Below are 25,607 nucleotides of genomic sequence, written 5' to 3' on the forward strand. Positions count from 1 at the left end.
CCCCACATGGACCATCCTCCCACCAACGGGCCCCGGCTATCCGTCCCGTGGCGAATCGGCATCGGCGCTTTCCCGCCAACCGGCCATGCGCCGGGCATATTTCGGACCTGGGGCCCTGGTCATGGCGCGGTGAGACCGAGGAGGGAGCGGACATACGCGTACTTCGCGGACAGCCGTTCGCGAGTGGGGCCGTCCAGTACGGAGAGCCGCACGGGGTCCGCGTTGTGCGCCAGATCCGCCTCCTTGACCAGCAGGGCGCCCGGGGTGGCGAGGATCCGGGCCGCGTACTCCTCCACCGGCTCACCGGCGCGCTTCGTGACCGCCAGCACCATGTCCTTGACCGATCGGGGCAAGGCGGCGGAATCCAGCCACTCCCGGCTGAGCGCGTCGTCCTCGACGGCGTCGTGCAGCCAGGCCGCCGCCTGCTGCTCCGCGCTGCCGCCGCGGGCACGGACTCCCTCGGCGACGGCCGCGAGGTGCTCGGCATACGGCCGGCCGGCCTTGTCGGTCTGGCCCTCGTGCGCGGAGCGCGCCAGCGCCTCGACCTCCATCAGGGTCAGCGGTTGCTGCTGCCGTTGCGTCATACCGTCCCCTTCGCCGCCGTACGGAGGGCCTGCGCGGCCCGGCGTACATCCGTCTGCGTCGTACGCCAGTTGGAGAACGCCGCGCGCAGGCCGGGGGTTCCCGCGTAGACGGTGGGGGTGACGAAGACCTCCTCCTGCGCCGCCTCGCGCAGGGCGGCGAGGCGGGCCGGGGTGGGGTCGTCGGCGAGGGTGAAGCAGACGACGTTCAGGCGGACCGGGGCGAGGAGGCGGAAGGCCGGGTCCTGCTCCAGCGCGGCGCCCAGCGCCCGGGCGCAGGCGATGTCGCGCTCGACGATCTCGCGGTGGCCTTCGCGGCCGTACGCGCGGAGGGTGAACCAGGCGGCGAGGGCGCGCAGCCGGTGCGAGTTCTCGGGGGTGAGGTGGACGAGGTCGGGGCGGGCGCCGAGGGGGCCGAGGTAGGCGGCGGCGTTCTGGAAGACGCGGGCCTGGAGGTCCTGGCGGCGGGTGAACTGGACGGCGCTGTCGTAGGGGACGTTCAGCCACTTGTGCAGGTCGACGCAGACGGAGTCGGAGGCGTCGAGGCCGTCGGTGAGGTGGGCGTGGTCCGGGGAGAGCGCGGCGAAGGCGCCGAAGGCGGCGTCCGTGTGGAGCCAGAACGCGTGGCGTTCGCGGAGGGCGGCGATGGCTCGGAGGTCGTCGAAGTCCACGGTGTTGACGGTGCCGGCGTTGGCGACGACGACGGCCGGGCCGGGGGTGTCGGCCAGGGCCCGGTCGAGGGCGGCGGGGTCGACGGCCTCGCGGCCGGGGAGGGTGGGGACGGGGACGAGGGAGCTGCGGCCGAGGCCGAGGACGGAGAGGGCCTTGGCGATGGAGGAGTGCGGGGCTCCGGACAGGACGCGGACCGGGCCGAGCGCTGCCGCGCCGTCCTCGGAGGGGGAGACGCCGAGGCGTTCGCCGAGCCACTCGCGGGCGATGGCGAGGCCGGTGGTGTTGGACATGGTGGCGCCGCTGACGAAGGTTCCGGTGTGGGCGTCGGTGAGGCCGAAGAGGTCGCGGAGCCAGCTGACGGTTTCGCGTTCGAGGTCCTGGCCGGAGCCGTCCAGGGCGGAGTTGGAGTTCTGGTCGTGGACGGCGGTCAGCCAGTCGCCCGCGAGGGCGGCGGGGGTGGCGCCGCCGGTGACGAAGCCGAGGTAGCGGGGGCCGGCGGAGGCCGACAGCCGGGGCGCCCAGCGCTCCGCGAAGGCGGTGAGGGCGGATTCCGCCCCGGCGGCGTGCTCCGGCAGGGGCTCGGGGTCGCGTGGGGGCGTGACGGGCGTGACGGGCGTGACGGGCGGTACGACGGGACGGGCGTCCAGGGCTTCGAGGGCGTCGGCCGCGGTGCGGCGGGTGGCCTCCAGGAGCTCGGGGAGGCGGGCGAGGTCGGTGGCGAGCGTGCGGTCCATGGGGGCACGGTAGGGACCCGCCGGGCCCGGCGGACCGGCCAATCGGGGGTGATTGGCCCGGGGCCCGGGAATCCGGGACCCGAGACCCGGTGCCTGAGGCTCGGGGCTCGGGGCCCGGGACCTGGGGCTCGGGGCGCGGGATCCGGGACCCGGGACCCGGTGCTCGGGGCTCGGGGCTCGGAACCCGGTGCCCGGGGCTCGGGATGCCGTGGGCGCCGTGGGTGCCGCGCCGCCGCGCAAGCAAGCGGTCCCGGCCCGGCTGCGCCGGAGCTCCTGGGGCTCCGCCCCAGACCCAGTGCCTCAAACGCCGGCGGGGCTGGAGTGAGGCGGCACCGGCCGGGAGTTGGCGCCTGCAAGGCGGTGTTGGCGCTGATGGGTGGGAGGTGGGCGGCGTAGGGTCGGGGGATGACTCGGTGGGTGGTGGGGGTTGTTGTCGGGGTGGTTGTGGCAGGGGTGCTGGTGGGGTGCGATGTGCCGCCTGCGCCTGCTGCTGCGCCGGGGCCCAGTGGGGTGCGGTCCCCCGCACCCTCAGTGGTCGCTTCCCCGCCCGCGGCGAAGGCGTCCGCGTGCCCCGAGGGTGGGGTACGGCTGCTCGAAGGGGCCGGGGACGCCGCCATGGGGCTGCGCGTCGCCGACATCCAGCTGGTGAACTGCGGGACGCAGCCCTACGTACTGGAGGGCTATCCGGAGATCCGGTTGCTGGACAAGAAGCGGGCCCCGGTCGAGGTGGCCGTCGTACACGGAGCGGACGGGATCACCGGCGCGCCGAGCGGCGTGGAGGGTGTCCCGCAGAAGGTGGAGCTCCAGCCCGGCCAGGCGGCCACCGTCGCCATGGTGTGGCGGAACCTGGTGACCGACTCGACGGTGCCCGCCGCCGAGGGGTGGGTGCTGGACGTGACCCCGCGGGCCGGTGCGCCCCGGGTGGAGCTGGAGCTCCGCCATTCCGTCGACCTCGGGAACACCGGGAAGCTCGGGATCAGCCCCTGGAAGGCGCCGGCCCGGTGATCATCTGGATCAACGGGCCCTTCGGGGGCGGGAAGACGCAGACCGCGTACGAGCTGCACCGGCGGCTGCCCGGCAGCGTCGTGTGCGATCCGGAGCACGTCGGGTTCGGGCTGCACCGCATGATGCCGCCGGCGCTGCGCGGGGACTTCCAGGACCTGCCGGCGTGGCGGCAGGGCGTGTTCGAGGTGCTGGACCTGGCCGCGGAACGGCATGCGGGGCCGGGGCCGGGGCCGGGGCCCGTCCTCGTGCCGATGACCGTCACGGAGCCGCGGTACTTCGCCGAGACGGTGGGGCGGCTGCGCGAAGCGGGGCACGACGTACGGCACTTCGCGCTGCTGGCCGAGCGGACGACCGTACTGCGCCGGCTCAGCGAGCGCGGGCTCGGGCGCGGGCTGAAGCGGGAGAGCTTCGCGGTGGCCCGGCTCGACGGATGTCTGGAGGCACTGCGCGGACCGGAGTTCGCCCAGCACCTGGTCACCGACCATCTCACGGTGTCCCAGGTGGCGGGCCGGATCGCCGCCATGACCGGACTGCGGGCCGCCCCGGACACCGACGGCCCGCTCCGCGCCAGGCTGCGGCGCGCGCTCGTCGGTGTCCGGCACATCCGGTTCGACTAGAGCGAGTACGCCCCCCGGCGGAGCGACCAGCGGGCCGGGAGGAGGGTGGCCGCCAGGCCCAGGGTCAGGGCCGCCGCCGCGAAGGAGGCGTACAGCACCGGCGGGATGTGCGGGGGCGCCCCCGTGACCGCCTTGGTCAGCGGGAACAGCGTGGCCAGGGCGATCGCGCTGCCCAGGGTGACGCCCGCCCCGCCGATCAGGAGGGCCTCCCAGCGGAGCATCCACAGCACCTGGCGCCGGGTCGAGCCGACCAGGCGCAGCATCCGCAGCTCGCGGCGGCGGTCGAGGACGGTCATCACCAGGGTGTTGGCGGCGGCGACGGCCGCGAAGCCGCCGAGGACGGCCGCCATGACGGTGTTGGCCCAGGCGTTGACCTCGCGGTCCGTGTTCTGGGCGGTGGTCCACTCGGAGGTGGACAGCGCGGACCCCAGGCCCGCCGGGACCGGTCCGCGGATCAGCAGCTCGGTGGCGCGTCCGGCCGTGGTGTGGCCGGTCAGGTCGGCCGCCGGGAGGGTGACCTGGCCGAGGCCGAGGCCCCGGGTGTAGACGGCCACGATCTCGGGGTTCGCCGGGACCCCGTCGGGGAGGCGGAGTTCGACGCGGTCGCCGACGCCGAGGCGTGCGGACTCCGCGAGGCTGCGGTCCACGGCGACCGTCCCGGGGCGCAGCGCGGCGAGGCTGCCCTCCCGTACGCCCAGGTCCTCGACGGTGGTGACGTCGCCCGCGACGCCCTGTGCCGAGGTGGACTGGAGCCGCTGCTCGGGGCCCTTGCCGAACATCGCGAGGACGGAGGTGCGGGTGACCGCGACTCCCCCGCGCGCACCGCTCGGCGGGTCGGTGATCACGTGGTCGGCGAGCAGCCCGGCCTCCTGCTGCTGCCGGACGGCCCGTTCCTCGCTGGTGTGCAGGAAGACCAGGGTCGAGGAGAAGGCCATGGCGAGCACGATCGGGGTGATCGCGGAGGCGAGCCGGCGGGCGTGGGCCCGGGAGTTGGCGGCGGCGAGCGAGCCGGACGCCCCGCCGGCGCGCAGCGGGAGGCCGAGTACGGCGGCGCAGGCGCGGGCGATCAGCGGGCCGAGCAGGGCCACGGCGAGCATGAAGAGCATGACCACGCCGAGCGCGGCGTTGGCGGCGTCCTCCCCGCCGGACGTGGCGGCCAGGCCCGCGCAGGCGATCCCGCCGGCCAGGGCGGCGATGCCCAGCGGCGTACGGATCCACCCCGGCCGGAGGCGTTCCACGGCGGCCGCGGCCAGCGCCTGGCCGGGCCGGATCCGGGCGGGCCGGCGGGCGGCGGCCCAGCCCGCGAGCAGCGCGGTGACGAGGCCGGTGCCGGCGGCCGAGACGAGCGGGATCCAGGAGACGGTGAGCTCGACCCCGCCCGGGATCGCGCCCTTGGCCTGGAGCTGCCCGAACCACCAGGCGGCGAGGCCGATGCCGGGTACGCAGCCCAGCACACCCGCGGCGGGCGCGACGAGCAGGGCTTCGGTGGCGACGGTGCGCCGGATCTGCCGCGGGGTGGCTCCGACGGCGCGCAGCAGGGCGAACTCGCGGGAGCGCTGCCCGACGGAGAGCGCGACCGTACCGGCGGCGGTGAAAACGGCGACGAGGGCGGCGATGCCGCCGAAGGAGCCGCCGAGGCCGACCAGCAGTTCCCTGGCGCCGGCGAGCCGCGGGTCCACGGCGCGGGCGGCGCCGGTCAGCACCTGGGCGCGGCCGTCGACGGCGGCGCGGACCCGGTCCGGGTCGGCGTCGAACAGGACGACGGCGTCGAGTGCGCCGGGGTGCCCGGACAGGGCGCGGGCCTCGGCGTCGGAGAACCAGACTCCGGTGCCTTCGGCCCGTCCCACGACCCGGAATTCCCGCTTCCCGACCGGGGTGTCGAGCGATACCCGGTCCCCTGCGAACCCCGCGCCCGTACCCAGCACGACCTCCCCCGGAGCCCCCGGGGCCCGGCCGCCCGCGAGCGCCGCACCCGTGAAGGCGGACGCGCCCCAGCCCGAGGCCTCCACGGCAGGGCCCGCAGCGCCCCGTACGGGGAACACCACGTCGGGGACGGCCCGGCCGAGCGGGGCCAGGCGCTCCAGCAGGGCGGCATCGACCCTGGCCCGCTCCGGGACCCGTACCGCCTCCTCGTAGGCGCCTTCGCCGCTGCCCACCTGCCGGCGGATCTGCTGGTCGGCGGCCACGACGACGGGGGCCTGGGCGTACCGGGTCGGCGGGACGCTCGCCCGGGCTCCGCTCTCCAGCAGGATCCCGCAGGCGGAGACGATGGCGACGGTCATGAGCAGGGCGACGAAGGTGCCGGCGAAGGCGGCGGGCCGGAACCGCACCGCCGCCCGGGCCAGGCCGTTGGGACGGAGCAGCATCAGGCGGCCGCTCCCACGTACGCGGGGCCGGGCCCGGGGGCAGGGGCGGTGAGGGCGGTCATCCGGGCGGCGATGGTCGCGGCGGAGCTCTGCGGGAGCCGGTCGGCGATCAGGCCGTCGGCGAGGAAGAGCACCTGGTCGGCGGCGGCCGCGGCGGCCGGGTCGTGGGTGACCATGACGATGGTGGCGCCGAGGGAGTCCACGGCGGAGCGGAGCAGTCCGAGGACCTCGGCGGCGGTGGTGGTGTCGAGGGCTCCGGTGGGTTCGTCGGCGAAGACGACGTCGGGCCGGGTGACCAGGGCCCGCGCGATGGCGACGCGCTGCTGCTGGCCGCCGGAGAGCTCGGCGGGGCGGCGGCCGCCCTTGCCTTCGAGGCCGACGCGGGCGAGCAGGTCGGCGGCCCGGTCCCGGCCCTCCCGCGAGGATCCGCCGCCGGCGAGCCGCATCGGGAGCAGCACGTTCTGCTCCACGGTGAGGGAGGGCAGCAGGTTGAAGGCCTGGAAGACGAAGCCGAGGCGGCTGCGGCGCAGTTCGGTGAGCTCGTTCTCGTTCATGCCGGTGATCTCGGTGCCGCCGAGGCGGACGGAGCCCGCGGTGGGGACGTCCAGCCCGGCCGCGCACTGGAGGAAGGTGGACTTGCCGGAGCCGGAGGGCCCCATCACGGCGGTGAAGCTGCCGCGCGGCAGGCCGAGGTCGATCCCGCGCAGCGCGTGCACGGTGGCGGCCCCCCGCCCGTACTCGCGCCGTACGCCGCGCAGCTCGACGGCGGCCGTGCTGTCGTACCCGGCCTGCCCGGTGCCGTCGTACCCGGCCTGCCCCGTGCTGCCGTACGCCGCCCGCCCGGTGCCCTCGTACGCCGCCTGCGCGCTCCCGCGCTGCCGCCTGCTCCGCCGGAGCCCCATGGTGTGCCGCCTTCCGTACCCGTCGGTGATCGTGGTCTCGACGCTACGGACGGGGGTAGGGGTACGGACATGGCGGAGCCAGGCGGATCGTTGGTGGGGAAAACCCCCGTACGGAGGTCAGGGCGAGCGGCGGATGAGCAGCAGGGCGCGGTCGTCGTTGACGTCCTTGGCGACCTTTTCGATCAGGTGCCAGGCCGCGCCCTCCCACCCGGCGGCGACGTAGCGGTCGGCCTCGCCGGTGAGGCGGTCGATGCCCTCGCTGATGTCGCGGTCGGCGGTCTCGACCAGCCCGTCCGTGAAGAGCATGAGGACGTCGCCGCGGCGGAGGTTGCCACGGGCGGGTTCGAACTCGGCGCCGTCGTACACGCCGAGCAGCGGGCCCTCGCCGGACCGCTCCTCCCAGCGGCCGGTGCCCGCGGAGAGCTGGAGGGCGGGCAGGTGGCCGGCGGAGAGGAGCTCGTAGTCGCCGGTCTCCAGGTCGAGGACGAGGTGGATGGAGGTGGCGAAGCCCTCGTCCCAGTCCTGGCGGAGCAGGTAGCCGTTGGCGGCGGGCAGGAAGCCGTGCGGGGGCAGGGCGCCGAGCAGGCCGCCGAACGCGCCGGACAGCAGCAGGGCGCGGGAGCCGGCCTCCATGCCCTTGCCGGAGACGTCGGTCAGGACGATCTCCAGGGTCCGGCCGCCGTTCGTACGGGCGGCGACGACGAAGTCGCCCGAGAAGGACTGGCCGCCGGCCGGGCGCAGGGCCATCTCGCGGTGCCAGCCGCGCGGCAGGGCGGGCAGCTTGCTCTGGACCCGGATGCGTTCACGCAGGTCGAAGAGCATGGTGCCGCCGCGCCGCCAGGGCACGCCGACGCGGCTGCGGAACTGCGCGATGACCAGTCCGAAGAATCCGCAGGCGGCCACGACCAGGACCGTGCCGGGGGTGACCCGGGCGGGGCCCTGGGTGTACGGCCCGAGGACCAGCGCCTCCACGATGAGGGCGGCGGCGGAGGCCGCGTACAGCGCGAGCAGGCTCGCGGGGCGCAGCAGCAGGCCGCCCGCGACGATCGGCAGGACGAGGGCGGAGGGCGAGAACCAGACGGGCAGCATGAGCGTGCCGCAGGCGATGGCGGGGACGGTCAGGAGCAGCCCGGCGAAGGCGAGCCAGTCGGAGGCGTCGCCGCGGAAGTAGTCGACGGCGGATTTGCGCAGGGCGGTGCGGGCCCGGTGCGACAGCATGCGCGTCCGGGCCATGAGCGTCTCCATGCGTGCTCCGGCCATTGCTTCGGGACCCTATCCATCCTGGCTGTGCGCGCGCAGGGGGACCCCCGGACCTGAGCCCCGTCGGCAACCGAAAAGGCTTCGACTGGGACGGAATGCCCTGATAGGGATGGCCGTATGGCTCTTGAGATGCGTGAATTGCAAGTCAATGAGTGGGATGTCTGGTATGACCATCTGGAACTGGCGTTCGGTGGCGTGCCCGAATCCCCCGCGGAGCGGAAACTCTACAAGTCACTGGTCGAGACGGAACGTTCGCTCGGGGTCTGGGACGGCGAGACCTGCGTGGGCTCGGCCGGGGCGTTCAGCTTCCGCCTCTCGGTGCCGGGCGGTGCCCTGGTCCCGGCCGCCGGGGTCACGACCGTGGGCGTCTCCCCCACCCACCGCCGGCGCGGGGTGCTGACCTCGATGATGCGCCGCCAACTGGACGACATCCGGGCGGGTGGCGAGCCGATCGCCGTGCTGACGGCCTCGGATCCGGCGATCTACGGGCGTTTCGGCTACGGCACCGCGACGTACGCGATGTCCGTGGACATCGACACGACGCGGGTACGGCTGTCCGTGCCGCCAGGGACGGACGACGTACGGCTGCGGCTCGTCGATCCGGAGAAGGCGCTGGCCGACTGCGAGCGGGTGTACGCCGGGCTGGTCGCGGGGCGCCCCGGGATGCCGGCCCGGCAGCCGGGCTGGGAGCGGCAGGGCCTGCTCGACCCGCCGGCCATGCGGGACGGCGCGTCGCCGCTGAAGTGCGTGGTCGCGGAGGCGCCGGACGGCGAGGTCGTCGGGTACGCGCGCTACCGGGTCAGGCCCGACTGGGACCGGAGCGGTTCGGACGGCAAGGTCCGCGTGCGGCAGGTGGAGGCGCTGGAGCCGGCGGCGTACGCGGCGCTGTGGCGGTACTTGTTCGGCATCGACCTGACCTGGCGGGTACAGGCGTATGAGCGGCCCGTGGACGATCCGCTGCTGCACCTGGTCAGCGACGTCCGGCGAGCCGGGGTCCGGCACCGCGACGCCCTGCACGTACGGCTGGTGGACCTGCCCGCGGCGCTGCGAGCGCGGGCGTACGGGACCGGGCTGGACGTGGTCATGCAGGTCGAGGACGCGTTCTGCCCGTGGAACGAGGGCCGGTGGCGCCTGACGGCCGAGGCCGGGGGCCCGGTCGCCTGTGGCCGCTCGGACGCGTCGGCGGACCTGGAGCTGTCGGTACGGGAGCTGGGCTCGGCGTACCTCGGCGGGATCACCCTGACCTCGCTGGCGGCGGCCGGGCGGGTGCGCGAGCTGCGCCCGGGGGCCCTGGCGGCGGCCTCGCGGGCCTTCGCCACCGATGTGGCGCCCTGGCTCCCGCACGGCTTCTGAGCCGTCGGCCTCAGCGGGTCTGACAGGAGGGGCACCAGAAGAGGTTCCGTGCCGCCAGGTCGGCGGTGCGGACCTCGGTCCCGCAGATGTGGCAGGGCATGTTCGCCCTGCGGTAGACGTAGACCTCGCCGCCGTGGTCGTCCACGCGCGGCGGGCGGCCCATGGCCTCGGGCAGGTGCTCGTCGCGGACGGTGTCGATCCGGTTGTTCCGTACGCCCTCGCGCATCAGCGCCGCCAGGTCCGTCCACATGGCGTCCCACTCCCCGCGCGCGAGGTCCTTGCCCAGCCGGTACGGGTCGATGCCGTGCCGGAAGAGGACCTCGGCTCGGTAGACGTTGCCGACGCCCGCGATCACCTTCTGGTCCATGAGCAGGGCGGCGACGGTGGTGCGGGAGCGGGAGATCCGCTTCCAGGCGCGGTCGGGATCGTCGGCCGGGCGCAGCGGGTCGGGGCCGAGCCGCTCGTGTATCGCCTTCTTCTCGGCTTCGCCGATCAGTGCGCAGGCGGTGGGGCCGCGCAGGTCGGCCCAGTGCTCCGGGTTGAGCAGCCGCAGCCGGACCGTGTCCGCGGCCGGGGGCGCCGGGGCGGGGCCGAAGCCGAGCTTGCCGAACAGGCCGAGGTGGATGTGGATCCAGGCGTCGCCGAGTTCCAGGAACAGGTGCTTGCCGTGCGCCTCGGCACTCTCCAGGTCCCGCCCGTCGAGCAGGGCGGCGCTCTCGGCGAAGCGGCCCTGCGGGCTGCTCACCCGGACCGGCTGCCCGGCGAAGCGCTCGGTGTGGTCCTGGGCGAGGCGGTGGATCGTATGCCCTTCGGGCACTGCACTGCTCCTACCTCTGGAAACGGCCGTGCCGCCGGGCCGGAAGCCTCGGCGGCACGGTGAAACGGCGAAGCGCTGAGACGGCGAAGCGGAAGATCAGCCCTGCGGGTGGTGGGCCGGGATCGGGGGGAGCTCGCCGGTCTGCTCGTACGCGGAGAGCATGTCGATGCGGCGGGTGTGGCGCTCCTCGCCGGAGTACGGGGTCGCCAGGAAGGCCTCGATGAAGGAGACGGCCTCGTCCTGCGTGTGCATGCGGCCGCCGACGGAGATCACGTTGGCGTTGTTGTGCTCACGGCCGAGCTTCGCGGTCTCGACGCTCCAGGCCAGGATGGCGCGGACGCCCTTGACCTTGTTCGCGGCGATCTGCTCGCCGTTGCCGGAGCCGCCGATGACGATGCCGAGGCTGTCGGCGTCCGCGGCGGTCTTCTCCGCGGCGCGCAGGCAGAACGGCGGGTAGTCGTCCACCGCGTCGTAGATGTGGGGCCCGCAGTCGACGGGCTCGTGGCCGTTGTTCTTGAGCCAGTCCACCAGGTGGTTCTTGAGCTCAAAGCCGGCATGGTCGGATCCGAGGTACACGCGCATGGGACGAGTGTGGCACGGGCACCCCTCGCAGACCGCGGCAGGGTGTCGCGTAAGTCACTTCTAAAGCTCAAGTAAACCCAAAGAACGCAGATGGGACACGGCGGGACCAGGGTCCTGGACGTTCGTCCCAAAGCAACGATCCGGATTGAGGTCTTCCGTCTTGCGTTCATCTCAGGTTTGAATGCCCGGGCTCGCAACCCGAGAACCTAAGGATCCGTCCATGAGCTCCACGACGACCCTTCAGAAGGCAGGCGACCCGTCCGGTAACTCCGGCGACACGCAGCCCTCCGACGGTCTGAAGGCCGGTCTCAAGAACCGCCACCTGTCCATGATCGCCATTGGCGGCGTCATCGGCGCCGGCCTCTTCGTCGGCTCCGGTGGCGGCATCGCCAAGGCCGGCCCCGCCATCCTGATCTCGTACCTCCTCGTCGGCGCGATGGTCGTCTTCGTGATGCGGATGCTGGGCGAGATGGCCGCCGCCAGCCCGAACTCCGGCTCCTTCTCCGCGTACGCCGACCGCGCGCTCGGCCGCTGGGCCGGCTTCTCCATCGGCTGGCTGTACTGGTTCTTCTGGGTCGTCGTGCTCGCCGTGGAGGCGACCGCCGGTGCGAAGATCCTCGAGGGCTGGATCCCGGCCGTCCCGCAGTGGGGTTGGGCCCTGATCGTGATGGTGGTCCTGACGATCACCAACCTCGGCTCCGTCTCCTCCTACGGCGAGTTCGAGTTCTGGTTCGCCGGCATCAAGGTCGTCGCCATCGGCGCCTTCGTCATCGTCGGCATGCTCGCCGTCTTCGGCGTGCTGCCGGGTTCGGACAACCCGGGCGCGGGCTTCGCCCACCTCACCGACGCCGGCGGATTCATGCCGAACGGCTGGGGGTCCATCCTCACCGGTGTGCTGATGGTCGTCTTCTCCTTCATGGGCAGCGAGATCGTCACCCTGGCGGCCGGCGAGTCCGAGGACCCGCGCCGCGCGGTCACCAAGGCCACCAACTCGGTGATCTGGCGCATCGGCGTCTTCTACTTGGGCTCGATCTTCATCGTCCTCACCCTGCTGCCGTGGAACGACAAGTCGATCGTCGACAAGGGCTCGTACGTCGCCGCCCTGGACTCCATCGGCATCGCGCACGCCGGCCAGATCATGAACGTGATCGTCCTGACCGCCGTGCTGTCCTGCCTGAACTCGGGCATGTACACGGCCTCCCGCATGGCGTTCTCGCTGGGCGAGCGCGGTGACGCACCCAAGGTCTTCGCCAAGGTCAACAAGCGGGGCGTGCCCACGGCCGCGATCCTGGGCTCGGTGGTCTTCGGCTTCGCCGCCGTCTACTTCAACTACAGCTCCCCGGACACGGTCTTCAGCTTCCTGCTGAACTCCTCGGGTGCGATCGCGCTCTTCGTGTGGCTGGTCATCTGCCTGACCCAGCTGCGGATGCGCAAGATCCTGGTCCGCGAGGCGCCGGAGAAGCTGACGGTCAAGATGTGGCTCTTCCCGTACCTGACGTGGGCCACCGCCGCGATGATCACCTTCGTCCTGGGCTACATGGTCTACGACAAGGACAACCGCGAGACGGTCATGCTGTCCCTGCTGGTCGCCGCCGTCGTGCTGGTCATCGGCGTGGTGCGCGACATGCGCCGCAAGGCCGCCGCGCGCGCCTAGGCACGCGTGCGCAAGCACGGCAGCCCCGGACCACACCTGGTGGTCCGGGGCTGCCGTGCTTGCGCCGCGGCCGGTCGGCCTCCGCGGCCGGTCGGCCTCCGCGGCCGGTCGGCCTCCGCGGCCGGTCGGCTACTTGCGGCCGACCAGCTTCCACGTGGCGGGCAGCAGGCCCATCGCCAGCGCCGCCTTGATCGCGTCGCCGATCAGGAACGGGGTCAGCCCCGCCGCGACGGCCGCACCGAAGGACATCCCGGTGGACAGCGCCAGGTACGGCACGCCCACGGCGTAGATCAGGGCCGAGCCCAGCACCATCGCGCCCGCCGTACGGACCACCGAGCGGTCGGCGCCGCGGCGGGCCAGCGCGCCCACGACGGTGGCGGCGAGGAGCATGCCGAGCACGTAGCCGAACGAGGCACCGCCCGCGCCGGAGGTGCCGCCCGCGAACCACGGCACGCCCGCCATGCCGACGAGGGCGTACAGGGCGAGCGAGAGGAAGCCGCGGCGGGCGCCGAACGCGGTACCGACCAGCAGGGCCGCGAAGGTCTGGCCGGTGACCGGGACCGGGGAGCCGGGGACCGGCACGGCGATCTGCGCGGCGAGGCCGGTGAGCGCGGCTCCGCCGGCGACGAGCGCGATGTCGCGGACGCGGCTCGCGGGCAGCAGGTCGGCCAGGACGGCGCCGGGGCGGAAGGAGACGGAAGCAGTGCTCATCGGAGGCTCCGCGGGGTGAGGGTGACGGGACGATCACCGACGCTAGTGCGCGGCCGGGCGCCGCCCCACCTCCGGCCGGGACAAAGCCCTGCTCACCGGTTTGGTGGGGAGTGCACAAAGAGGCGGGTTCACACCTGAGGTGGAGTGATCCGCGTCACGAGCCAGATTCAGACAACACGTCCGTTTTGCGCGGATGGGCGCCGTCCGGTGAGACTGTAGGGTCCCGCCAATCCGAATGCGGAGCCCCCACCGCCGCTGCCGAGCACGAGAGTACGAGCACCCACTCATGCGCGACCGCTTGCCCACCACCCCTCCCACAGGACCGACACGTCCGGCCGGGTCCAACCCTCCCGGCGGGCCCGAGTTTCCGGTGGAACCCCTCAGCCACAGTCTGAAGCAGCGCCACCTGACCATGCTGGGCCTCGGCGGCGTGATCGGCGCCGGGCTGTTCGTCGGCTCCGGCGCCGGCATCGGCATCGCCGGCCCCGCGATCATCTGCTCGTACCTGCTCGCGGGCGCCCTCGCCATGCTGGTGATGCGCGCGCTCGGCGAGATGTCGGCGGCGATGCCCGCCTCCGGCTCGTTCTCCGTGTACGCGGAGAAGGCGCTGGGGCGCTGGGCCGGGTTCTCGGCGGGCTGGCTCTACTGGTTCCTGCTGGTCGTGGTGCTGGCGGTGGAGGCCACGGGCGCGGCGAAGATCGCGAACGGCTGGCTTCCCGCGGTCGACCAGTGGGTCTGGGTGCTGATCTTCATGGTGGTCTTCACCGTGAGCAACCTGGCCGCCGTGAAGAACTTCGGCGAGTTCGAGTTCTGGTTCGCGGCCCTCAAGGTCGGCGCGATCGTCCTCTTCCTGATCCTCGGCACCCTGGCGATCTTCGGCGTGCTGCCCGACACGGATCCCATCGGCACGGCCAACCTGACCGGCCAGGGCGGGTTCTTCCCCGAGGGCTTCGGCGGGGTGGTCGCCGGCATGCTCGCGGTCATCTTCGCCTTCGGCGGCCTGGAGGTCGTCACCATCGCGGCCGCCGAGTCCGACGACCCGGCCAAGTCCGTGGCCCGCGCGGTGCGCAGCGCCGTGTGGCGCATCCTCTTCTTCTACGTCGGCTCGATGCTGGTCATCGTGACCCTGCTGCCGTGGCACTCGCTGGAGCCGGGGCAGAGCCCGTACGTCGCCGTCCTGGACTCCATCGGGATCCCGGGGGCCGGCCAGATCATGAACATCGTGGTGTTCGTGGCGCTGCTGTCGGCGCTCAACGCCAACCTGTACGGCTCCTCGCGCATGGTGTTCTCGCTGGCCGAGCGCGGCGAGGCGCCCAAGGCGCTGCTGAAGGTGTCCGGCGGCGGGGTGCCGCGCCGGGCCGTGTTCGCCTCGGTGGCCTTCGGCTTCGTGTCGGTGGTGCTGAACCTGCTGTGGCCGGACACGGTCTTCCTCTACATGCTCAACGCGGTCGGCGCGGTGCTGCTGTTCGTGTGGGCGCTGATCGCGGTCTCGGAGCTGAAGCTGCGGCGGATGCTGGAGCGGGAGATGCCGGAGCGCCTGACGCTGCGGATGTGGTGCTTCCCGTACCTGACGTGGGTGGCGCTGCTCGGCATGGCGGCGGTGCTGGTGCTGATGCTGTTCGACGACTCGGCGCGGCCGCAGCTGCTGTGGTCCTCGGGTGCTGCCGGGGCGGTCCTCGTGGTGGCGTGGGTGCGCGAGCTCAGGGCGCGCCGGGCGGTCTGACCCGTACGCACACCGACCCACTGTCCGGATATTGGACAACAAGAGTTCGATAACCGGACAGTGGGCACTATGGCCCCATGAGTCAGAGCACCATCACACCCCCCGAACAGCAGCACGGCACGGCAGCGCCGGCCGACGGCGGATCCCCCCTCGGCAACGGCCTCAAGCAGCGCCACCTTTCGATGATCGCCCTCGGCGGGGTCATCGGCGCCGGCCTCTTCGTGGGTTCCGGCGCCGGCATCGCCGCCGCGGGTCCCTCGATCGTGATCGCGTACGCCGCGTCCGGTCTGCTCGTGATGTTCGTGATGCGGATGCTCGGCGAGATGTCCGCCGCGAACCCCGCCTCCGGCTCCTTCTCCGTGCACGCGGACCGGGCGATCGGCCCCTGGGCCGGGTTCACGGCCGGCTGGATGTTCTGGACCCTGCTGTGCGTGGGCGTGGCCATCGAGGCGATCGGCGCGGCGCACATCATGACCGGCTGGTTCCCGGGCACCCCGTCGTGGATGTGGGTGCTGGCCTTCATGGCGCTGTTCTGCGGCACCAACCTGGCCGCCGTCTCCAACTTCGGCGAGTTCGAGTTCTGGTTCGCCGCCCTCAAGATCGGTGCGATCGCGCTCTTCCTGGGCCTGGGCGTGCTGGCCGTCCTGGGCCTGCTGCCCGGCACCTCCTCCCCCGGCACCGCCAACCTGCTGCACGACGGCGGGTTCCTGCCCAACGGCATGGACGGCCTGCTGGTCGGACTGCTCGCCTCGGTCGTCGCGTACGGCGGCCTGGAGACGGTGACCATCGCGGCGGCCGAGTCGGAGAACCCCGTCAAGGGCGTGGCCAGGGCCGTGAAGACCACCATGTGGCGGATCGCGATCGTCTACGTCGGCTCGATGCTGGTCATCGTCACGGTGCTGCCGTGGAACGACCCGTCGGTGACCGAGGACGGTCCGTACGCGGCCGCCCTGGACCACCTGGGGATCCCGGCCGCCGGCGAGATCATGAACGTGGTCGTCCTGATCGCCCTGCTGTCGGCGATGAACGCCAACATCTACGGCTCCTCGCGCATGGCCCACTCGCTCGTCTCCCGCGGCCAGGGCCCGAAGGCCCTGGGCAAGGTCAGCGGCCGGGTGCCGCGCCGCGCGGTGCTCGCCTCCTGCGGGTTCGGCTTCGTCACCGTGCTGCTGTCGTACTGGTACCCGGACACCCTGTTCGCCTGGCTGCTGAACATGGTCGGCGGGGTCATCCTCGTCGTCTGGGGCTTCATCGCCGTCTCTCAGTTCGTGCTGCGGCGCCGGCTGGAGCGGGAGGCTCCGGAGAAGCTGGTCGTGAAGATGTGGGGCTTCCCGTACCTGACCTGGGTGGCGCTGGCCGGGGTGGCCGGTGTCCTCGTCCTGATGGCCTTGGACCAGGACACCCGGGTCCAGGTCGTCTTCACCGGCGGTCTCACCCTCGCCCTGGCGGCGACCGGCTACGTGATGCAGCGCCGGGCGGCGGCCGCCGCCCGCTGACACACCCTCGATCACCGGTGGGCCCCGTGCGTTCGCACGGGGCCCACCCTCGTTTCACAGAGGCGACCCTTACGTGATCACCGGAATAGATACTGCTAGCGTGCAGTTGCGCATTGATTGCAATAAGCAGTTGGCACGCTGAGGGGACCGGATAACACGCATGGCCATCTACACGCTTCCTGAGCTTCCGTACGACTACGCGGCGCTGGAGCCGGTGATCAACCCGGAGATCATCGAGCTGCACCACGACAAGCACCACGCGGCTTACGTCACCGGCGCCAACACCACGCTGGAACAGCTGGCGGAGGCCCGCGACAAGGAGAACTGGGGTGCGCTGAACGGCCTGGAGAAGAACCTGGCCTTCCACCTCTCCGGTCACATCCTGCACAGCATCTACTGGCACAACATGGCCAGCCCGAAGACCGGCGAGGGCGGCGGCGAGCCCGCCGCGGCCGACGGCCTCGGCGACCTGGCCGACGCGATCACCGAGTCCTTCGGCTCCTTCGCGAAGTTCAAGAAGCAGCTGACCTTCGCGTCCTCCGCGACGCAGGGCTCCGGCTGGGGCGTGCTCGCGTACGAGCCCGTCAGCGGCCGCCTGGTCGTCGAGCAGGTCTACGACCACCAGGGCAACGTGGGCGTGGCCAGCACCCCGATCCTGGTCTTCGACGCCTGGGAGCACGCCTTCTACCTGCAGTACAAGAACCAGAAGGTGGACTTCATCGAGGCCATGTGGAACGTCGTCAACTGGCAGGACGTGGCCAGGCGCCACGCCGACGCCAAGGCGAACACCCCGCTGCTGATCCCCGCGAAGGGCTGATCACGGCCCCACCGAGCCCGTCCGCCTCGTGATCGTCTTCTCAGCCTTCGCGTGCGGGCGTGTCCAACGGAAGACCCCCGCAAGGACGTGACTTGCGGGGGTCTTCCGTGTGCGTCGGCGGACCGGCAGGCCTACTCGAAGGACGGGCCCTTGGTGCGGGTGCGCTTGATCTCGTAGAAGCCGGGGGTGGCGGCGACCAGCAGGGTGCCGTCCCACAGCCGGGCGGCGGCCTCGCCGCGCGGGGTCGGGGTGACGACCGGACCGAAGAAGGCCACCTCGTCGCCCTCGGCGCCGGGCACCGAGATCACCGGGGTGCCGACCTCCTGGCCGACGCGCTCGATGCCGTCGTTGTGGGAGTCGCGCAGCACCTGGTCGTACTCGTCGGAGTCGGCGTAGGCGAGCAGCTCGGCCGGCAGGCCGACCTCCTCCAGCGCCTCGGCGATGACCTCGCGGGTCGCGCCCTTGTCCTCGTTGTGGATCCGGGTGCCGAGCGCGGTGTACAGCTTGCCGGTGATCTCCTCACCGTGCTTCTGCTGGGCCGCGATGACGACGCGGACCGGGGCCCAGCCCTTGGGGCCGAGGATCTCGCGGTAGCGCTCGGGCAGCTCTTCGAGCTTGTTCTCGTTGAGGACGGCGAGGCTCATCACGTGCCAGCGCACCTCGACGTCGCGGACCTTCTCGACCTCCAGCATCCAGCGGGACGTCATCCAGGCCCAGGGGCAGAGCGGGTCGAACCAGAAGTCGACCGGGGTCTTCTCGCGCACCTGGGTGTCGGCCATGTCTCTCCTCGGAGTCGCGTGTGCATCACTGGTCGTGTTTCCCCCTCGCCAACCAGGCCGGGCCCGCCCGCATTCCCCCGTGCGAGGATTCCGTCAGGTATCGCGATCACGCACGAAGGAGTGCACGTGCCCGGAGAGAATCTGTCCCGTGACGAGGCCCGCGAGCGGGCCGAGCTGCTGTCCGTCGACGGGTACGAGGTGGTCCTCGACCTGAGGTCCGCCGTGGACGAGGCCGAACCGGCCGAGGGCCCCCGGACCTTCCGCTCGGTGACCACGATCCGCTTCCGGGCCGCGGCCCCCGGCTCGGCCACCTTCGCCGACCTCGTCGCCCCGTCGGTGAACTCCGTCACCCTCAACGGGCTGGAGCTGGACCCGGCCGCCGTCTTCGACGGGGCGCGGATCGCCCTGGCCGGCCTGGCCGCCGAGAACGTCCTGGTGGTGGACGCGAACTGCGCGTACAGCCGGACGGGCGAGGGCATGCACCGCTTCGTCGACCCGGAGGACGGCGAGGTCTACCTCTACACGCAGTACGAGCCGGCCGACGCCCGCCGCGTGTACGCGAACTTCGAGCAGCCCGACCTGAAGGCCCCGTACCGCTTCGAGGTGACCGCGCCGGAGGGCTGGCACGTCTGGAGCAACGGCGCCGAGGAGTCCCGCGAGGGCCTGACCCGGCGCTTCGCCGAGACCGCGCCGATCTCCACGTACATCACCTGCGTGGTGGCGGGCCCGTACCACTACGTGACGGACACCTACACGCGCGGGGACCTGACGATCCCGCTGGGCGCGATGTGCCGCAAGGGGCTGGCGAAGCACTTCGACGCGGACGACGTCTTCCTCGTCACCAAGCAGGGCTTCGACTTCTTCCACGAGCACTTCGACTACCCGTACCCCTTCGGGAAGTACGACCAGGCCTTCGTGCCCGAGTACAACCTGGGCGCGATGGAGAACCCGGGGATGGTGACCTTCCGCGAGGAGTACATCTTCCGCGGCAAGGTGACGCGGGCCGCGTACGAGCGCCGCTGCAACACGATCCTGCACGAGATGGCCCACATGTGGTTCGGCGACCTCGTCACCATGAAGTGGTGGGACGACCTGTGGCTGAAGGAGTCCTTCGCGGACTTCATGGGCTCCTTCTCGCAAGTGGAGGCGACCCGCTTCGACCAGGCGTGGGTGACCTTCGCCAACAACCGCAAGGCGTGGGCGTACCGGGCCGACCAGCTCCCCTCCACGCACCCGATCACGGCCGACATCCGTGACCTGGAGGACGCGAAGCTCAACTTCGACGGCATCACGTACGCCAAGGGCGCGGCGGTGCTCAAGCAGCTCGTCGCGTACGTGGGACGGGAGGCGTTCCTGGAGGGCGCGCGGCGCTACTTCAAGGCCAACGCGTACGGGAACACCACGCTGGACGATCTGCTGGCGGTGCTCGGCGAGGTCTCCGGGCGGGACATGGCCGAGTGGTCGCGGGCCTGGCTCCAGACGGCCGGCGTGAACGTGCTGACTCCGGTGGTGACGTACGACGCGGGCGGCCGGGTGACCGAGCTGTCGGTGGTCCAGGAGGGCGACGAGCTTCGCCCCCACCGGGTGGCGGTCGGCCTGTACCGGCTGGAGGACGGCGCGCTGGTCCGCTACGCGCGGGCCGAGGCGGACGTGGCCGGCGCCTCGACGGTCGTGGCGGAGCTGGCCGGGCAGGAGCGGCCCGACCTGGTGCTGGTCAACGACGACGACCTCACGTACTGCAAGATGCGCTTCGACGAGGGCTCGCTGGCGACGCTGCGCCAGCGGCTCGGGAGCGTGGCGGACCCGCTGGCGCGGGCGCTGTGCTGGTCGGCGCTGTGGAACCTGACGCGGGACGGGCTGATGCCGGCGCGCGACTTCATCTCGATGGTGCTGGCCCACGCCGGCCGCGAGAGCGACGTCGGCGTGCTCCAGATGCTGCACTCGCAGGTGCTGGCCGCGGTCACGCACTACGCGGCGGCCGACTGGCGCGAGCAGGGCGGCCGCGTGCTGTCGGCGGTCGCGCTCCAGGAGCTGCGGCTGGCGGAGCCGGGCTCGGAGCACCAGCTGACCTGGGCCCGCTTCTTCGCGGCGGGTGCGGCGACGGAGGGCGACTTCCAGCTGCTGCTGGGGCTGCTGGACGGTTCGGCGCGGATCGACGGGCTGGACGTGGACCAGGAGCTGCGGTGGGACTTCCTGCTGCCGCTGGCCGCGCACGGCGCGGTGGACGAGGCCGTGCTGACGGCGGAACTGGCGCGCGACGACACGGCGTCGGGCAAGCGGCACCAGGTGCGCTGCCTCGCGGCGCGGCCGTCCGAGGCGGTCAAGGACCAGGCGTGGGCGGCGGTCGTCGAGTCGGACGCCCTGTCGAACGCACTGGTGGAGGCGACGATCGCGGGCATGCAGCAGCCCTCGCAGCGGGCCCTGCTGGCGCCGTACGCGGGGCGCTACTTCGAGGTGATCGAGCGGATCTGGGCGGACCGGTCGATCCAGATCGGCATGCACGTGGTGAAGGGGATGTACCCCTCGCTGGAGGACTCGGAGTCGACGCTGGCCGCCACGGACGCCTGGCTCGCCGCGCACGCCGATGCCGCTCCGGCGCTGCGCCGCCTGGTGCTGGAGGCCCGTGACGACCTGGCGCGGGCGCTGCGCGCGCAGGCCTGCGACGCGGCCGCCGCCGCAGGTTCGGCCGCGCTCTAGCGAAGGCGTCGGCGGGGCCGGTCCGTCAGGGCGGACCGGCCCCGCCGAGGGATCCGAACGGCGCTATCGGCTTTCGAACGGCCGTACTTTAGTGCGGTCTTGTCCGGATTTGTCGACGGCTGCGTAACAGGGGTTAGCGGGGCCGGGGCGGGCGGGAATCTCCGCCGCATGAACCACAACGCGCCCCTCCCCCTCGCCCACCTCACCGGCAGCCGCCCCCGCGTGATGAGCCTCGCCCAGCTCCGCGAGCACGGCGTCAGCGCCTCCGAAGCCGCCGGGCGGCCCTGGCAGGAGATCCTGCCGGGGGTGTTCCTCCTCCACCCCGGCGCCGCGACCAGCGAGGAGCGCCTGCACGCCGCCCTGCTGTACGCGGGCCGCCGCGGCGGCGAGGCCATGGTCACCGGGCTCGCGGCCCTCGCGCTGTACCGGTTCGCCTCCGCGCCCGCGCTGCTCGCCCTCACGCAGATCGACGTCCTGGTGCCCCACACCCGCCGGCTCCGCTCCGTCGGCACCGTCCGGATCGTGCGGACGCACACCCCGCCCCGCCCCCAGCTGGTGACCGGGCTGCCCGTCGCCCCCGTGGCCCGGGCGCTGGCCGACGCGGTCGCCCGGCTCTCCGACGCCGGCACCGTACGCCGCCTGCTCAGCGAGGCCGTCCGCGGCGGGCACTGCGAACCCGCCGCGGCGGTACGGGAGTTGACGGTGGCCCGGCTGCTGAACCGCGCCCACGTCGTGGACGCCGTCGAGTCCCTGCTCGCGGAGGGCCGGGCCATCGCCGAGGACCGGCTGTACCAGCTCGTACGGGGCTACGAGCTCCCCGAGCCGGTCTGGAACGTGGACCTGCGCCTGCCCGGCGGCCCGCACCTCGGCGGGGTCGACGCGTACTGGCCCGACCAGGCCGTCGCCGTGGAGATCGACACCCGCGCTCCCCGGCAGGGCGAGGACGAGGAGTTCTCGGAAGCCGTCCGCAAGCGGGAGACCCTGGAACGGCTCGGGGTGACCGTCCTGCACATCACCCCGCGCAAGCTGCGCGACTGGCCCGAGCAGCAGGCCGCGGTGGTCCGGACCGCGCTGACGGCGTCCGCCGACCGCGAGCCGGCCGCGTACCTGGTCGTCCTGCCCAGGTGAGGGGGCCCGGCCGACGCCGGCCGGTCCCGTGCGCCCGCCTGACGGAGCGTTACGCGCGCACGCGCGTGCGCTGAGACGCCCGAAGTTGTCACACCCGATCTGAGACCGCGCACCGCCCCACCCTCGCGACGAGGTCGGGAAGTCGACAAAGCAACTCTTCAACCCCTGTGATTCGTGTGAGTACGCCCCGGTACGGCCTCGATGGCGCATGACCCTACCTGGCGAGAGTCCGCCATGTCAGGTCTCGGTCAATGACAAGCCTCCCCAAAGAGCGGTCGTTTGCGCAAAGCTGACCGGTCATCCGGCACCGAAATCCGGACCGTATCTTTCACTTATCCAGGGATGCTGATGACCCTCGAATCCCCCAGCTCCATATCCGGGGCCAGACGCGTCGCGCGCGTCGCGGCCGCGGCCGGCCTGGTCGCCGCGCTGGCGACCGCGGGCGCGATGCCCGTGTTCGCGGCGACCGGCCCCGCCGGCACCCCGGGCACGAGCCCGGCCGTCAAGTCCGCCGACGAGAAGATCGGCTCGGCGGACGCCGAGCTGCTCCAGCAGGCCAAGGCCAAGGGTGACGCGACCGTCACCGTCATGGTGGCCACCGCCCCCGGCCAGACCAAGCAGGTCGCGGACCAGCTCGGTGCGGTCCAGGGCGCCTCGGTCGGGCAGACGAACGACAAGCTCGGCTACGTGCGGGCCACGCTGCCGACCGCCAAGGCCGAGGCCGCGCTGAAGGCGGCCGCGAAGCTGTCCTCGGTGCACGCCCTGGACCTCAAGCACGAGATCCAGCTCTCGGACCCGCGTCCCGACGCGGGCAAGGACTCGAAGACGGTGGGGAAGACCGCCTCCGAGACCTACCCGGGGCCGGACAAGAACACCCCCGCGAAGAACCCGTACAACCCGTCCTTCGAGACGGGCGCGGTGGACTTCGTCGCCAAGAACCCGCAGGCCGACGGCCGCGGCGTGACCATCGGCATCCTGGACTCGGGCGTCGACCTCGGCCACCCGGCGCTCCAGAAGACCACCACCGGCGAGCGCAAGATCGTCGACTGGGTCACGGCGACCGACCCGATCACCGACAACGACGCCACCTGGCGCGCGCAGATCACCCCGGTGACGGCCGCGGGCGGCACCTTCTCCGCGGGCGGCCAGAGCTGGAAGGCTCCGGAGGGCTCGTACCAGTGGAGCCGGTTCAGCGAGTCGATCACCGCGACCGGTGACGCGAAGGGCGACGTCAACCGGGACGGGGACACCACCGACCGGTTCGGCATGCTCTACGACGCCGCCGCCGGCACCGTCCGCGTCGACACCGACCAGGACGGCGACTTCACGAACAACGAGCCGATGAAGCCGTACAAGGACGGCTACCAGATCGGCTACTTCGGCACGGACAACCCGGCGACCGACGTCGCCGAGCGGATCCCGTTCGTGATCCAGATCCGCAAGGACGTCCCGATGGACCCGCTGGGCGGGGACTGGGTCGGCAAGAAGGCCGACTTCGTCAACATCGGCATCATCGAGTCCGAGCACGGCACGCACGTCGCCGGCATCACCGCCGCCAACAGCCTCTTCGGCGGCAAGATGAACGGCGAGGCGCCGGGCGCGAAGATCGTCTCCTCGCGCGCCTGCTCCTGGTCCGGCGGCTGCACCAACGTCGCGCTGACCGAGGGCATGATCGACCTCGTCGTCAACCGCGGTGTGGACATCGTCAACATGTCCATCGGCGGCCTGCCGGCGCTGAACGACGGCAACAACGCCCGCGCCGAGCTCTACAAGAACCTCATCGACACCTACGGTGTCCAGCTCGTCATCTCGGCGGGCAACGAGGGCCCCGGTGTCAACACCATCGGCGACCCCGGTCTCGCGGACAAGGTCATCTCCGTGGGTGCCGCGGTCTCCAAGGAGACCTGGGCCGCGAACTACGGCTCCGGCGTGACCAAGAAGTACAACATGTTCCCGTTCTCCTCGCGCGGTCCGCGTGAGGACGGCGGCTTCACGCCGACCATCACCGCCCCCGGCGCTGCCATCAACACCACGCAGACCTGGCTGCCCGGCTCCCCGGTGAAGGAGGCCGGCTACAACCTCCCGGCCGGCTACTCGATGCTGCAGGGCACCTCGATGTCCTCGCCGCAGGCGACGGGCGCCAGCGCCCTGCTGCTCTCGGCCGCCAAGCAGCAGCACATGACGGTCACCCCGGCGAGCCTGCGCGTGGCGCTCACCAGCACCGCGAAGAAGATCGACGACGTTCCGGCGCACGCCCAGGGCGCGGGCCTCATCAACATCGTCGACGCGTGGGAGTCCCTCCAGCGCGACGCCAAGGCCAACGAGTTCACCGTCAAGGCTCCGGTCGACACCGCGATCGACCAGTTCCTGAAGACCCCGGGCTTCGGCACCGGCCTCTACGACCGCGAGGGCGGCCTCAAGGTCGGCCAGAAGAAGGTCTACGACGTCGTCGTCACCCGCACCACGGGCGTCAAGTACGGCACCCGGCACAACCTGAGCTGGCGCAACAACGACGGCACGTTCAAGGTCGTCGGCGACTACGACTACGTCACGCTGCCGCTGAACAAGCCGGTCACCATCAAGGTCGAGGCCAAGCCCAAGACGGCCGGCGTCCACAGCGGCATCCTGCAGCTGGACGACGAGACCACCGAGGGCATCGACAAGCAGATCCTGACCACGGTCGTCGCCTCCACGCCGCTGGCGAAGCCGTCGTTCACGACGTCGGACACCTCCTCCGTGCAGCGCAACAGCCACAAGTCGTACTTCGTGACCGTCCCGCAGGGCGCGAAGTCCCTCGAGGTCGCCCTCGGCGGTCTCAAGCCGGGCAGCCAGACGCGCTTCATCTCGATCCACCCGTACGGTGTGGGCGTCGAGGACAGCGCGACGACCCAGTGCTACCCGAACTACGACAACCCGGCGAACACCTGCCGCCCCGACCTGCGCTCGTACGCGAACCCGCAGCCGGGCGTCTGGGAGATCGAGGTCGAGGCGCGCCGCACGTCGCCGCTGCTCGACAACCCGTTCAAGCTGGACATCAGCGTCCTCGGCGCGGCCTTCGACCCGGCGGTCAAGGTCCTGCCCGAGGTGAAGCAGGGCACCCCGGCCCCGGTCCAGTGGACCATCAAGAACGACGCCGCGGCGATCAGCGGCGGCAAGCTCCAGGGCGGCCCGCTCGGCTCCGCGAAGGTCGCCAAGCCGACCATCGCGAACGGCGAGACCCAGACGAGCACCGTCACCATCGGTGAGGGCGTCTCCCGCCTGGACGTGGCCATCGGCGGTGTCTCCGACACCGGTGCCGACCTCGACCTCACCGTCCTCAAGGACGGCGTGAAGGTCGGCTCCTCCGCCGACGGCGACTCCGAGGAGGCCGTGACCCTGCTCAACCCGGCCGCCGGCACCTACACGATCCAGGTGGACGGCTACGCCGTTCCGTCCGGGTCCACCACGTACGACTACCGCGACGTGTACTTCTCGTCCGCCCTGGGCGCCGTCCAGGTCGACGAGGCCGCCGCGGTGAACCTCGCCAACGGCGCCTCGGCGTCCGTCACGGCGAACGTCCTCGCCGCCGCTCCGGCCCCCGAGGGCCGTCAGTTCTTCGGCGAGGTCAAGCTGCTCAACGCCCGCGGCACCGCCGCCGGCACCGGCAGCGTCCAGATCGAGAAGGTCACCCCGTAACGGATGACCGGCTGATCGCATGACGGAGGGGCGGGCGC

19 protein-coding genes are annotated in these 25,607 nt (G+C 72.2%); 10 read left to right on the forward strand and 9 right to left on the reverse strand.

What is annotated here, in order from left to right; translation table 11 throughout:
- Positions 1–119: 119 nt before the first annotated feature.
- Both IF02_RS0121735 and IF02_RS0121740 read right to left on the reverse strand, forming a co-directional pair.
- Positions 120–584: an HD domain-containing protein gene (locus tag IF02_RS0121735; RefSeq protein ID WP_030159387.1), complete on the reverse strand. Its 465-nt coding sequence runs from the start codon at positions 582–584 to the stop codon at positions 120–122.
- Positions 581–1,987, reverse strand: coding sequence for a pyridoxal phosphate-dependent decarboxylase family protein (locus IF02_RS0121740; protein ID WP_030159388.1), 1,407 nt, complete (start codon positions 1,985–1,987; stop codon positions 581–583). The genes IF02_RS0121735 and IF02_RS0121740 overlap by 4 nt, the downstream gene beginning before the upstream one ends.
- 405 nt (positions 1,988–2,392) lie before the next feature.
- Between IF02_RS0121740 and IF02_RS0121745 the strand changes: the two genes are divergently transcribed.
- Together IF02_RS0121745 and IF02_RS0121750 are read left to right on the forward strand one after the other, a co-directional pair.
- On the forward strand, positions 2,393–2,992 hold the full coding sequence (locus IF02_RS0121745; protein ID WP_078622240.1) for a DUF4232 domain-containing protein: 600 nt from the start codon (positions 2,393–2,395) through the stop codon (positions 2,990–2,992).
- Positions 2,989–3,609: an AAA family ATPase gene (locus tag IF02_RS0121750; protein ID WP_030159390.1), complete on the forward strand. Its 621-nt coding sequence runs from the start codon at positions 2,989–2,991 to the stop codon at positions 3,607–3,609. The genes IF02_RS0121745 and IF02_RS0121750 overlap by 4 nt, the downstream gene beginning before the upstream one ends.
- On the opposite strand, the gene IF02_RS0121755 is transcribed toward IF02_RS0121750, so the two are convergent.
- The 3 genes from IF02_RS0121755 to IF02_RS0121765 all read right to left on the reverse strand — a co-directional run bounded on the left by IF02_RS0121755 (position 3,606) and on the right by IF02_RS0121765 (position 8,122).
- Positions 3,606–5,975, reverse strand: a complete 2,370-nt coding sequence (locus IF02_RS0121755) for an ABC transporter permease (protein WP_030159391.1) — start codon at positions 5,973–5,975, stop codon at positions 3,606–3,608. The genes IF02_RS0121750 and IF02_RS0121755 overlap by 4 nt on opposite strands.
- The gene (locus tag IF02_RS0121760; protein ID WP_106977336.1) at positions 5,975–6,877 is read right to left on the reverse strand and encodes an ABC transporter ATP-binding protein; all 903 of its coding nucleotides are present in this window, start codon (positions 6,875–6,877) and stop codon (positions 5,975–5,977) included. Before IF02_RS0121760 ends, IF02_RS0121755 begins: the two co-directional genes overlap by 1 nt.
- A 117-nt stretch (positions 6,878–6,994) precedes the next feature.
- Entirely contained in the window at positions 6,995–8,122 is a 1,128-nt protein-coding gene (locus IF02_RS0121765; protein ID WP_420708188.1) for a PP2C family protein-serine/threonine phosphatase, read from the reverse strand.
- 132 nt (positions 8,123–8,254) lie between these two features.
- Between IF02_RS0121765 and IF02_RS0121770 the strand changes: the two genes are divergently transcribed.
- Positions 8,255–9,490 (forward strand): GNAT family N-acetyltransferase, encoded by a 1,236-nt coding sequence (locus tag IF02_RS0121770; protein WP_030159395.1) that lies wholly within the window; start codon positions 8,255–8,257, stop codon positions 9,488–9,490.
- Positions 9,491–9,500: 10 nt separating this feature from the next.
- Here the strand turns inward: IF02_RS0121770 and IF02_RS0121775 are convergent, their stop codons facing one another.
- Both IF02_RS0121775 and IF02_RS0121780 read right to left on the reverse strand, forming a co-directional pair.
- Entirely contained in the window at positions 9,501–10,307 is an 807-nt protein-coding gene (locus IF02_RS0121775; RefSeq protein ID WP_030159397.1) for an Fpg/Nei family DNA glycosylase, read from the reverse strand.
- Between the two features lie 96 nt (positions 10,308–10,403).
- Positions 10,404–10,889: a ribose-5-phosphate isomerase gene (locus IF02_RS0121780; RefSeq protein ID WP_030159399.1), complete on the reverse strand. Its 486-nt coding sequence runs from the start codon at positions 10,887–10,889 to the stop codon at positions 10,404–10,406.
- A gap of 220 nt (positions 10,890–11,109) precedes the next feature.
- Here IF02_RS0121780 and IF02_RS0121785 point away from each other — a divergent pair, with 220 nt between their 5' ends.
- A complete protein-coding gene (locus IF02_RS0121785; RefSeq protein ID WP_030159402.1) occupies positions 11,110–12,543 on the forward strand; it encodes an amino acid permease in 1,434 nt (477 codons plus the stop codon).
- A gap of 129 nt (positions 12,544–12,672) precedes the next feature.
- Here IF02_RS0121785 and IF02_RS0121790 read toward each other — a convergent pair whose 3' ends face one another.
- Positions 12,673–13,254 (reverse strand): biotin transporter BioY, encoded by a 582-nt coding sequence (locus IF02_RS0121790; protein WP_030159404.1) that lies wholly within the window; start codon positions 13,252–13,254, stop codon positions 12,673–12,675.
- A gap of 286 nt (positions 13,255–13,540) precedes the next feature.
- On the opposite strand from IF02_RS0121790, the gene IF02_RS0121795 reads away from it, so the two are divergent.
- The 3 genes from IF02_RS0121795 (at position 13,541) to IF02_RS0121805 (ending at position 17,290) form a co-directional block, all read left to right on the forward strand.
- A complete protein-coding gene (locus tag IF02_RS0121795; RefSeq protein ID WP_030159405.1) occupies positions 13,541–14,977 on the forward strand; it encodes an amino acid permease in 1,437 nt (478 codons plus the stop codon).
- 77 nt (positions 14,978–15,054) lie between these two features.
- Positions 15,055–16,473, forward strand: coding sequence for an amino acid permease (locus tag IF02_RS0121800; RefSeq protein WP_030159407.1), 1,419 nt, complete (start codon positions 15,055–15,057; stop codon positions 16,471–16,473).
- A gap of 160 nt (positions 16,474–16,633) precedes the next feature.
- Complete coding sequence (locus IF02_RS0121805; protein ID WP_030159409.1) at positions 16,634–17,290, forward strand: superoxide dismutase; 657 nt, start codon at positions 16,634–16,636, stop codon at positions 17,288–17,290.
- A 131-nt stretch (positions 17,291–17,421) separates the two neighbouring features.
- On the opposite strand, the gene IF02_RS0121810 is transcribed toward IF02_RS0121805, so the two are convergent.
- Positions 17,422–18,069: a DsbA family protein gene (locus IF02_RS0121810; RefSeq protein ID WP_030159411.1), complete on the reverse strand. Its 648-nt coding sequence runs from the start codon at positions 18,067–18,069 to the stop codon at positions 17,422–17,424.
- A 126-nt stretch (positions 18,070–18,195) separates the two neighbouring features.
- On the opposite strand from IF02_RS0121810, the gene pepN reads away from it, so the two are divergent.
- The 3 genes from pepN to IF02_RS0121825 all read left to right on the forward strand — a co-directional run bounded on the left by pepN (position 18,196) and on the right by IF02_RS0121825 (position 25,569).
- Positions 18,196–20,766, forward strand: coding sequence for an aminopeptidase N (pepN, locus tag IF02_RS0121815; protein ID WP_030159412.1), 2,571 nt, complete (start codon positions 18,196–18,198; stop codon positions 20,764–20,766).
- A 168-nt stretch (positions 20,767–20,934) separates the two neighbouring features.
- Entirely contained in the window at positions 20,935–21,894 is a 960-nt protein-coding gene (locus IF02_RS0121820) for a hypothetical protein (protein ID WP_030159414.1), read from the forward strand.
- A gap of 348 nt (positions 21,895–22,242) precedes the next feature.
- Positions 22,243–25,569: a S8 family serine peptidase gene (locus IF02_RS0121825; RefSeq protein ID WP_030159416.1), complete on the forward strand. Its 3,327-nt coding sequence runs from the start codon at positions 22,243–22,245 to the stop codon at positions 25,567–25,569.
- The last annotated feature ends 38 nt before the right edge of the window (positions 25,570–25,607 follow it).

This window comes from Streptomyces sp. NRRL S-244 (assembly GCF_000717915.1).
Taxonomy (GTDB): domain Bacteria; phylum Actinomycetota; class Actinomycetes; order Streptomycetales; family Streptomycetaceae; genus Streptomyces.

What these genes read in the sequence shown, in the direction of transcription:
- IF02_RS0121735 (WP_030159387.1), bottom strand. Translation starts at nt 584, where the DNA reads ATGACGCAACGGCAGCAGCAACCGCTGACCCTGATGGAGGTCGAGGCG.
- IF02_RS0121740 (WP_030159388.1), bottom strand. Translation starts at nt 1,987, where the DNA reads ATGGACCGCACGCTCGCCACCGACCTCGCCCGCCTCCCCGAGCTCCTG.
- IF02_RS0121745 (WP_078622240.1), top strand. Translation starts at nt 2,393, where the DNA reads ATGACTCGGTGGGTGGTGGGGGTTGTTGTCGGGGTGGTTGTGGCAGGG.
- IF02_RS0121755 (WP_030159391.1), bottom strand. Translation starts at nt 5,975, where the DNA reads ATGCTGCTCCGTCCCAACGGCCTGGCCCGGGCGGCGGTGCGGTTCCGG.
- IF02_RS0121760 (WP_106977336.1), bottom strand. Translation starts at nt 6,877, where the DNA reads ATGGGGCTCCGGCGGAGCAGGCGGCAGCGCGGGAGCGCGCAGGCGGCG.
- IF02_RS0121765 (WP_420708188.1), bottom strand. Translation starts at nt 8,122, where the DNA reads ATGGAGACGCTCATGGCCCGGACGCGCATGCTGTCGCACCGGGCCCGC.
- IF02_RS0121770 (WP_030159395.1), top strand. Translation starts at nt 8,255, where the DNA reads ATGGCTCTTGAGATGCGTGAATTGCAAGTCAATGAGTGGGATGTCTGG.
- IF02_RS0121780 (WP_030159399.1), bottom strand. Translation starts at nt 10,889, where the DNA reads ATGCGCGTGTACCTCGGATCCGACCATGCCGGCTTTGAGCTCAAGAAC.
- IF02_RS0121785 (WP_030159402.1), top strand. Translation starts at nt 11,110, where the DNA reads ATGAGCTCCACGACGACCCTTCAGAAGGCAGGCGACCCGTCCGGTAAC.
- IF02_RS0121790 (WP_030159404.1), bottom strand. Translation starts at nt 13,254, where the DNA reads ATGAGCACTGCTTCCGTCTCCTTCCGCCCCGGCGCCGTCCTGGCCGAC.
- IF02_RS0121795 (WP_030159405.1), top strand. Translation starts at nt 13,541, where the DNA reads ATGCGCGACCGCTTGCCCACCACCCCTCCCACAGGACCGACACGTCCG.
- IF02_RS0121800 (WP_030159407.1), top strand. Translation starts at nt 15,055, where the DNA reads ATGAGTCAGAGCACCATCACACCCCCCGAACAGCAGCACGGCACGGCA.
- IF02_RS0121805 (WP_030159409.1), top strand. Translation starts at nt 16,634, where the DNA reads ATGGCCATCTACACGCTTCCTGAGCTTCCGTACGACTACGCGGCGCTG.
- IF02_RS0121810 (WP_030159411.1), bottom strand. Translation starts at nt 18,069, where the DNA reads ATGGCCGACACCCAGGTGCGCGAGAAGACCCCGGTCGACTTCTGGTTC.
- IF02_RS0121820 (WP_030159414.1), top strand. Translation starts at nt 20,935, where the DNA reads ATGAACCACAACGCGCCCCTCCCCCTCGCCCACCTCACCGGCAGCCGC.
- IF02_RS0121825 (WP_030159416.1), top strand. Translation starts at nt 22,243, where the DNA reads ATGACCCTCGAATCCCCCAGCTCCATATCCGGGGCCAGACGCGTCGCG.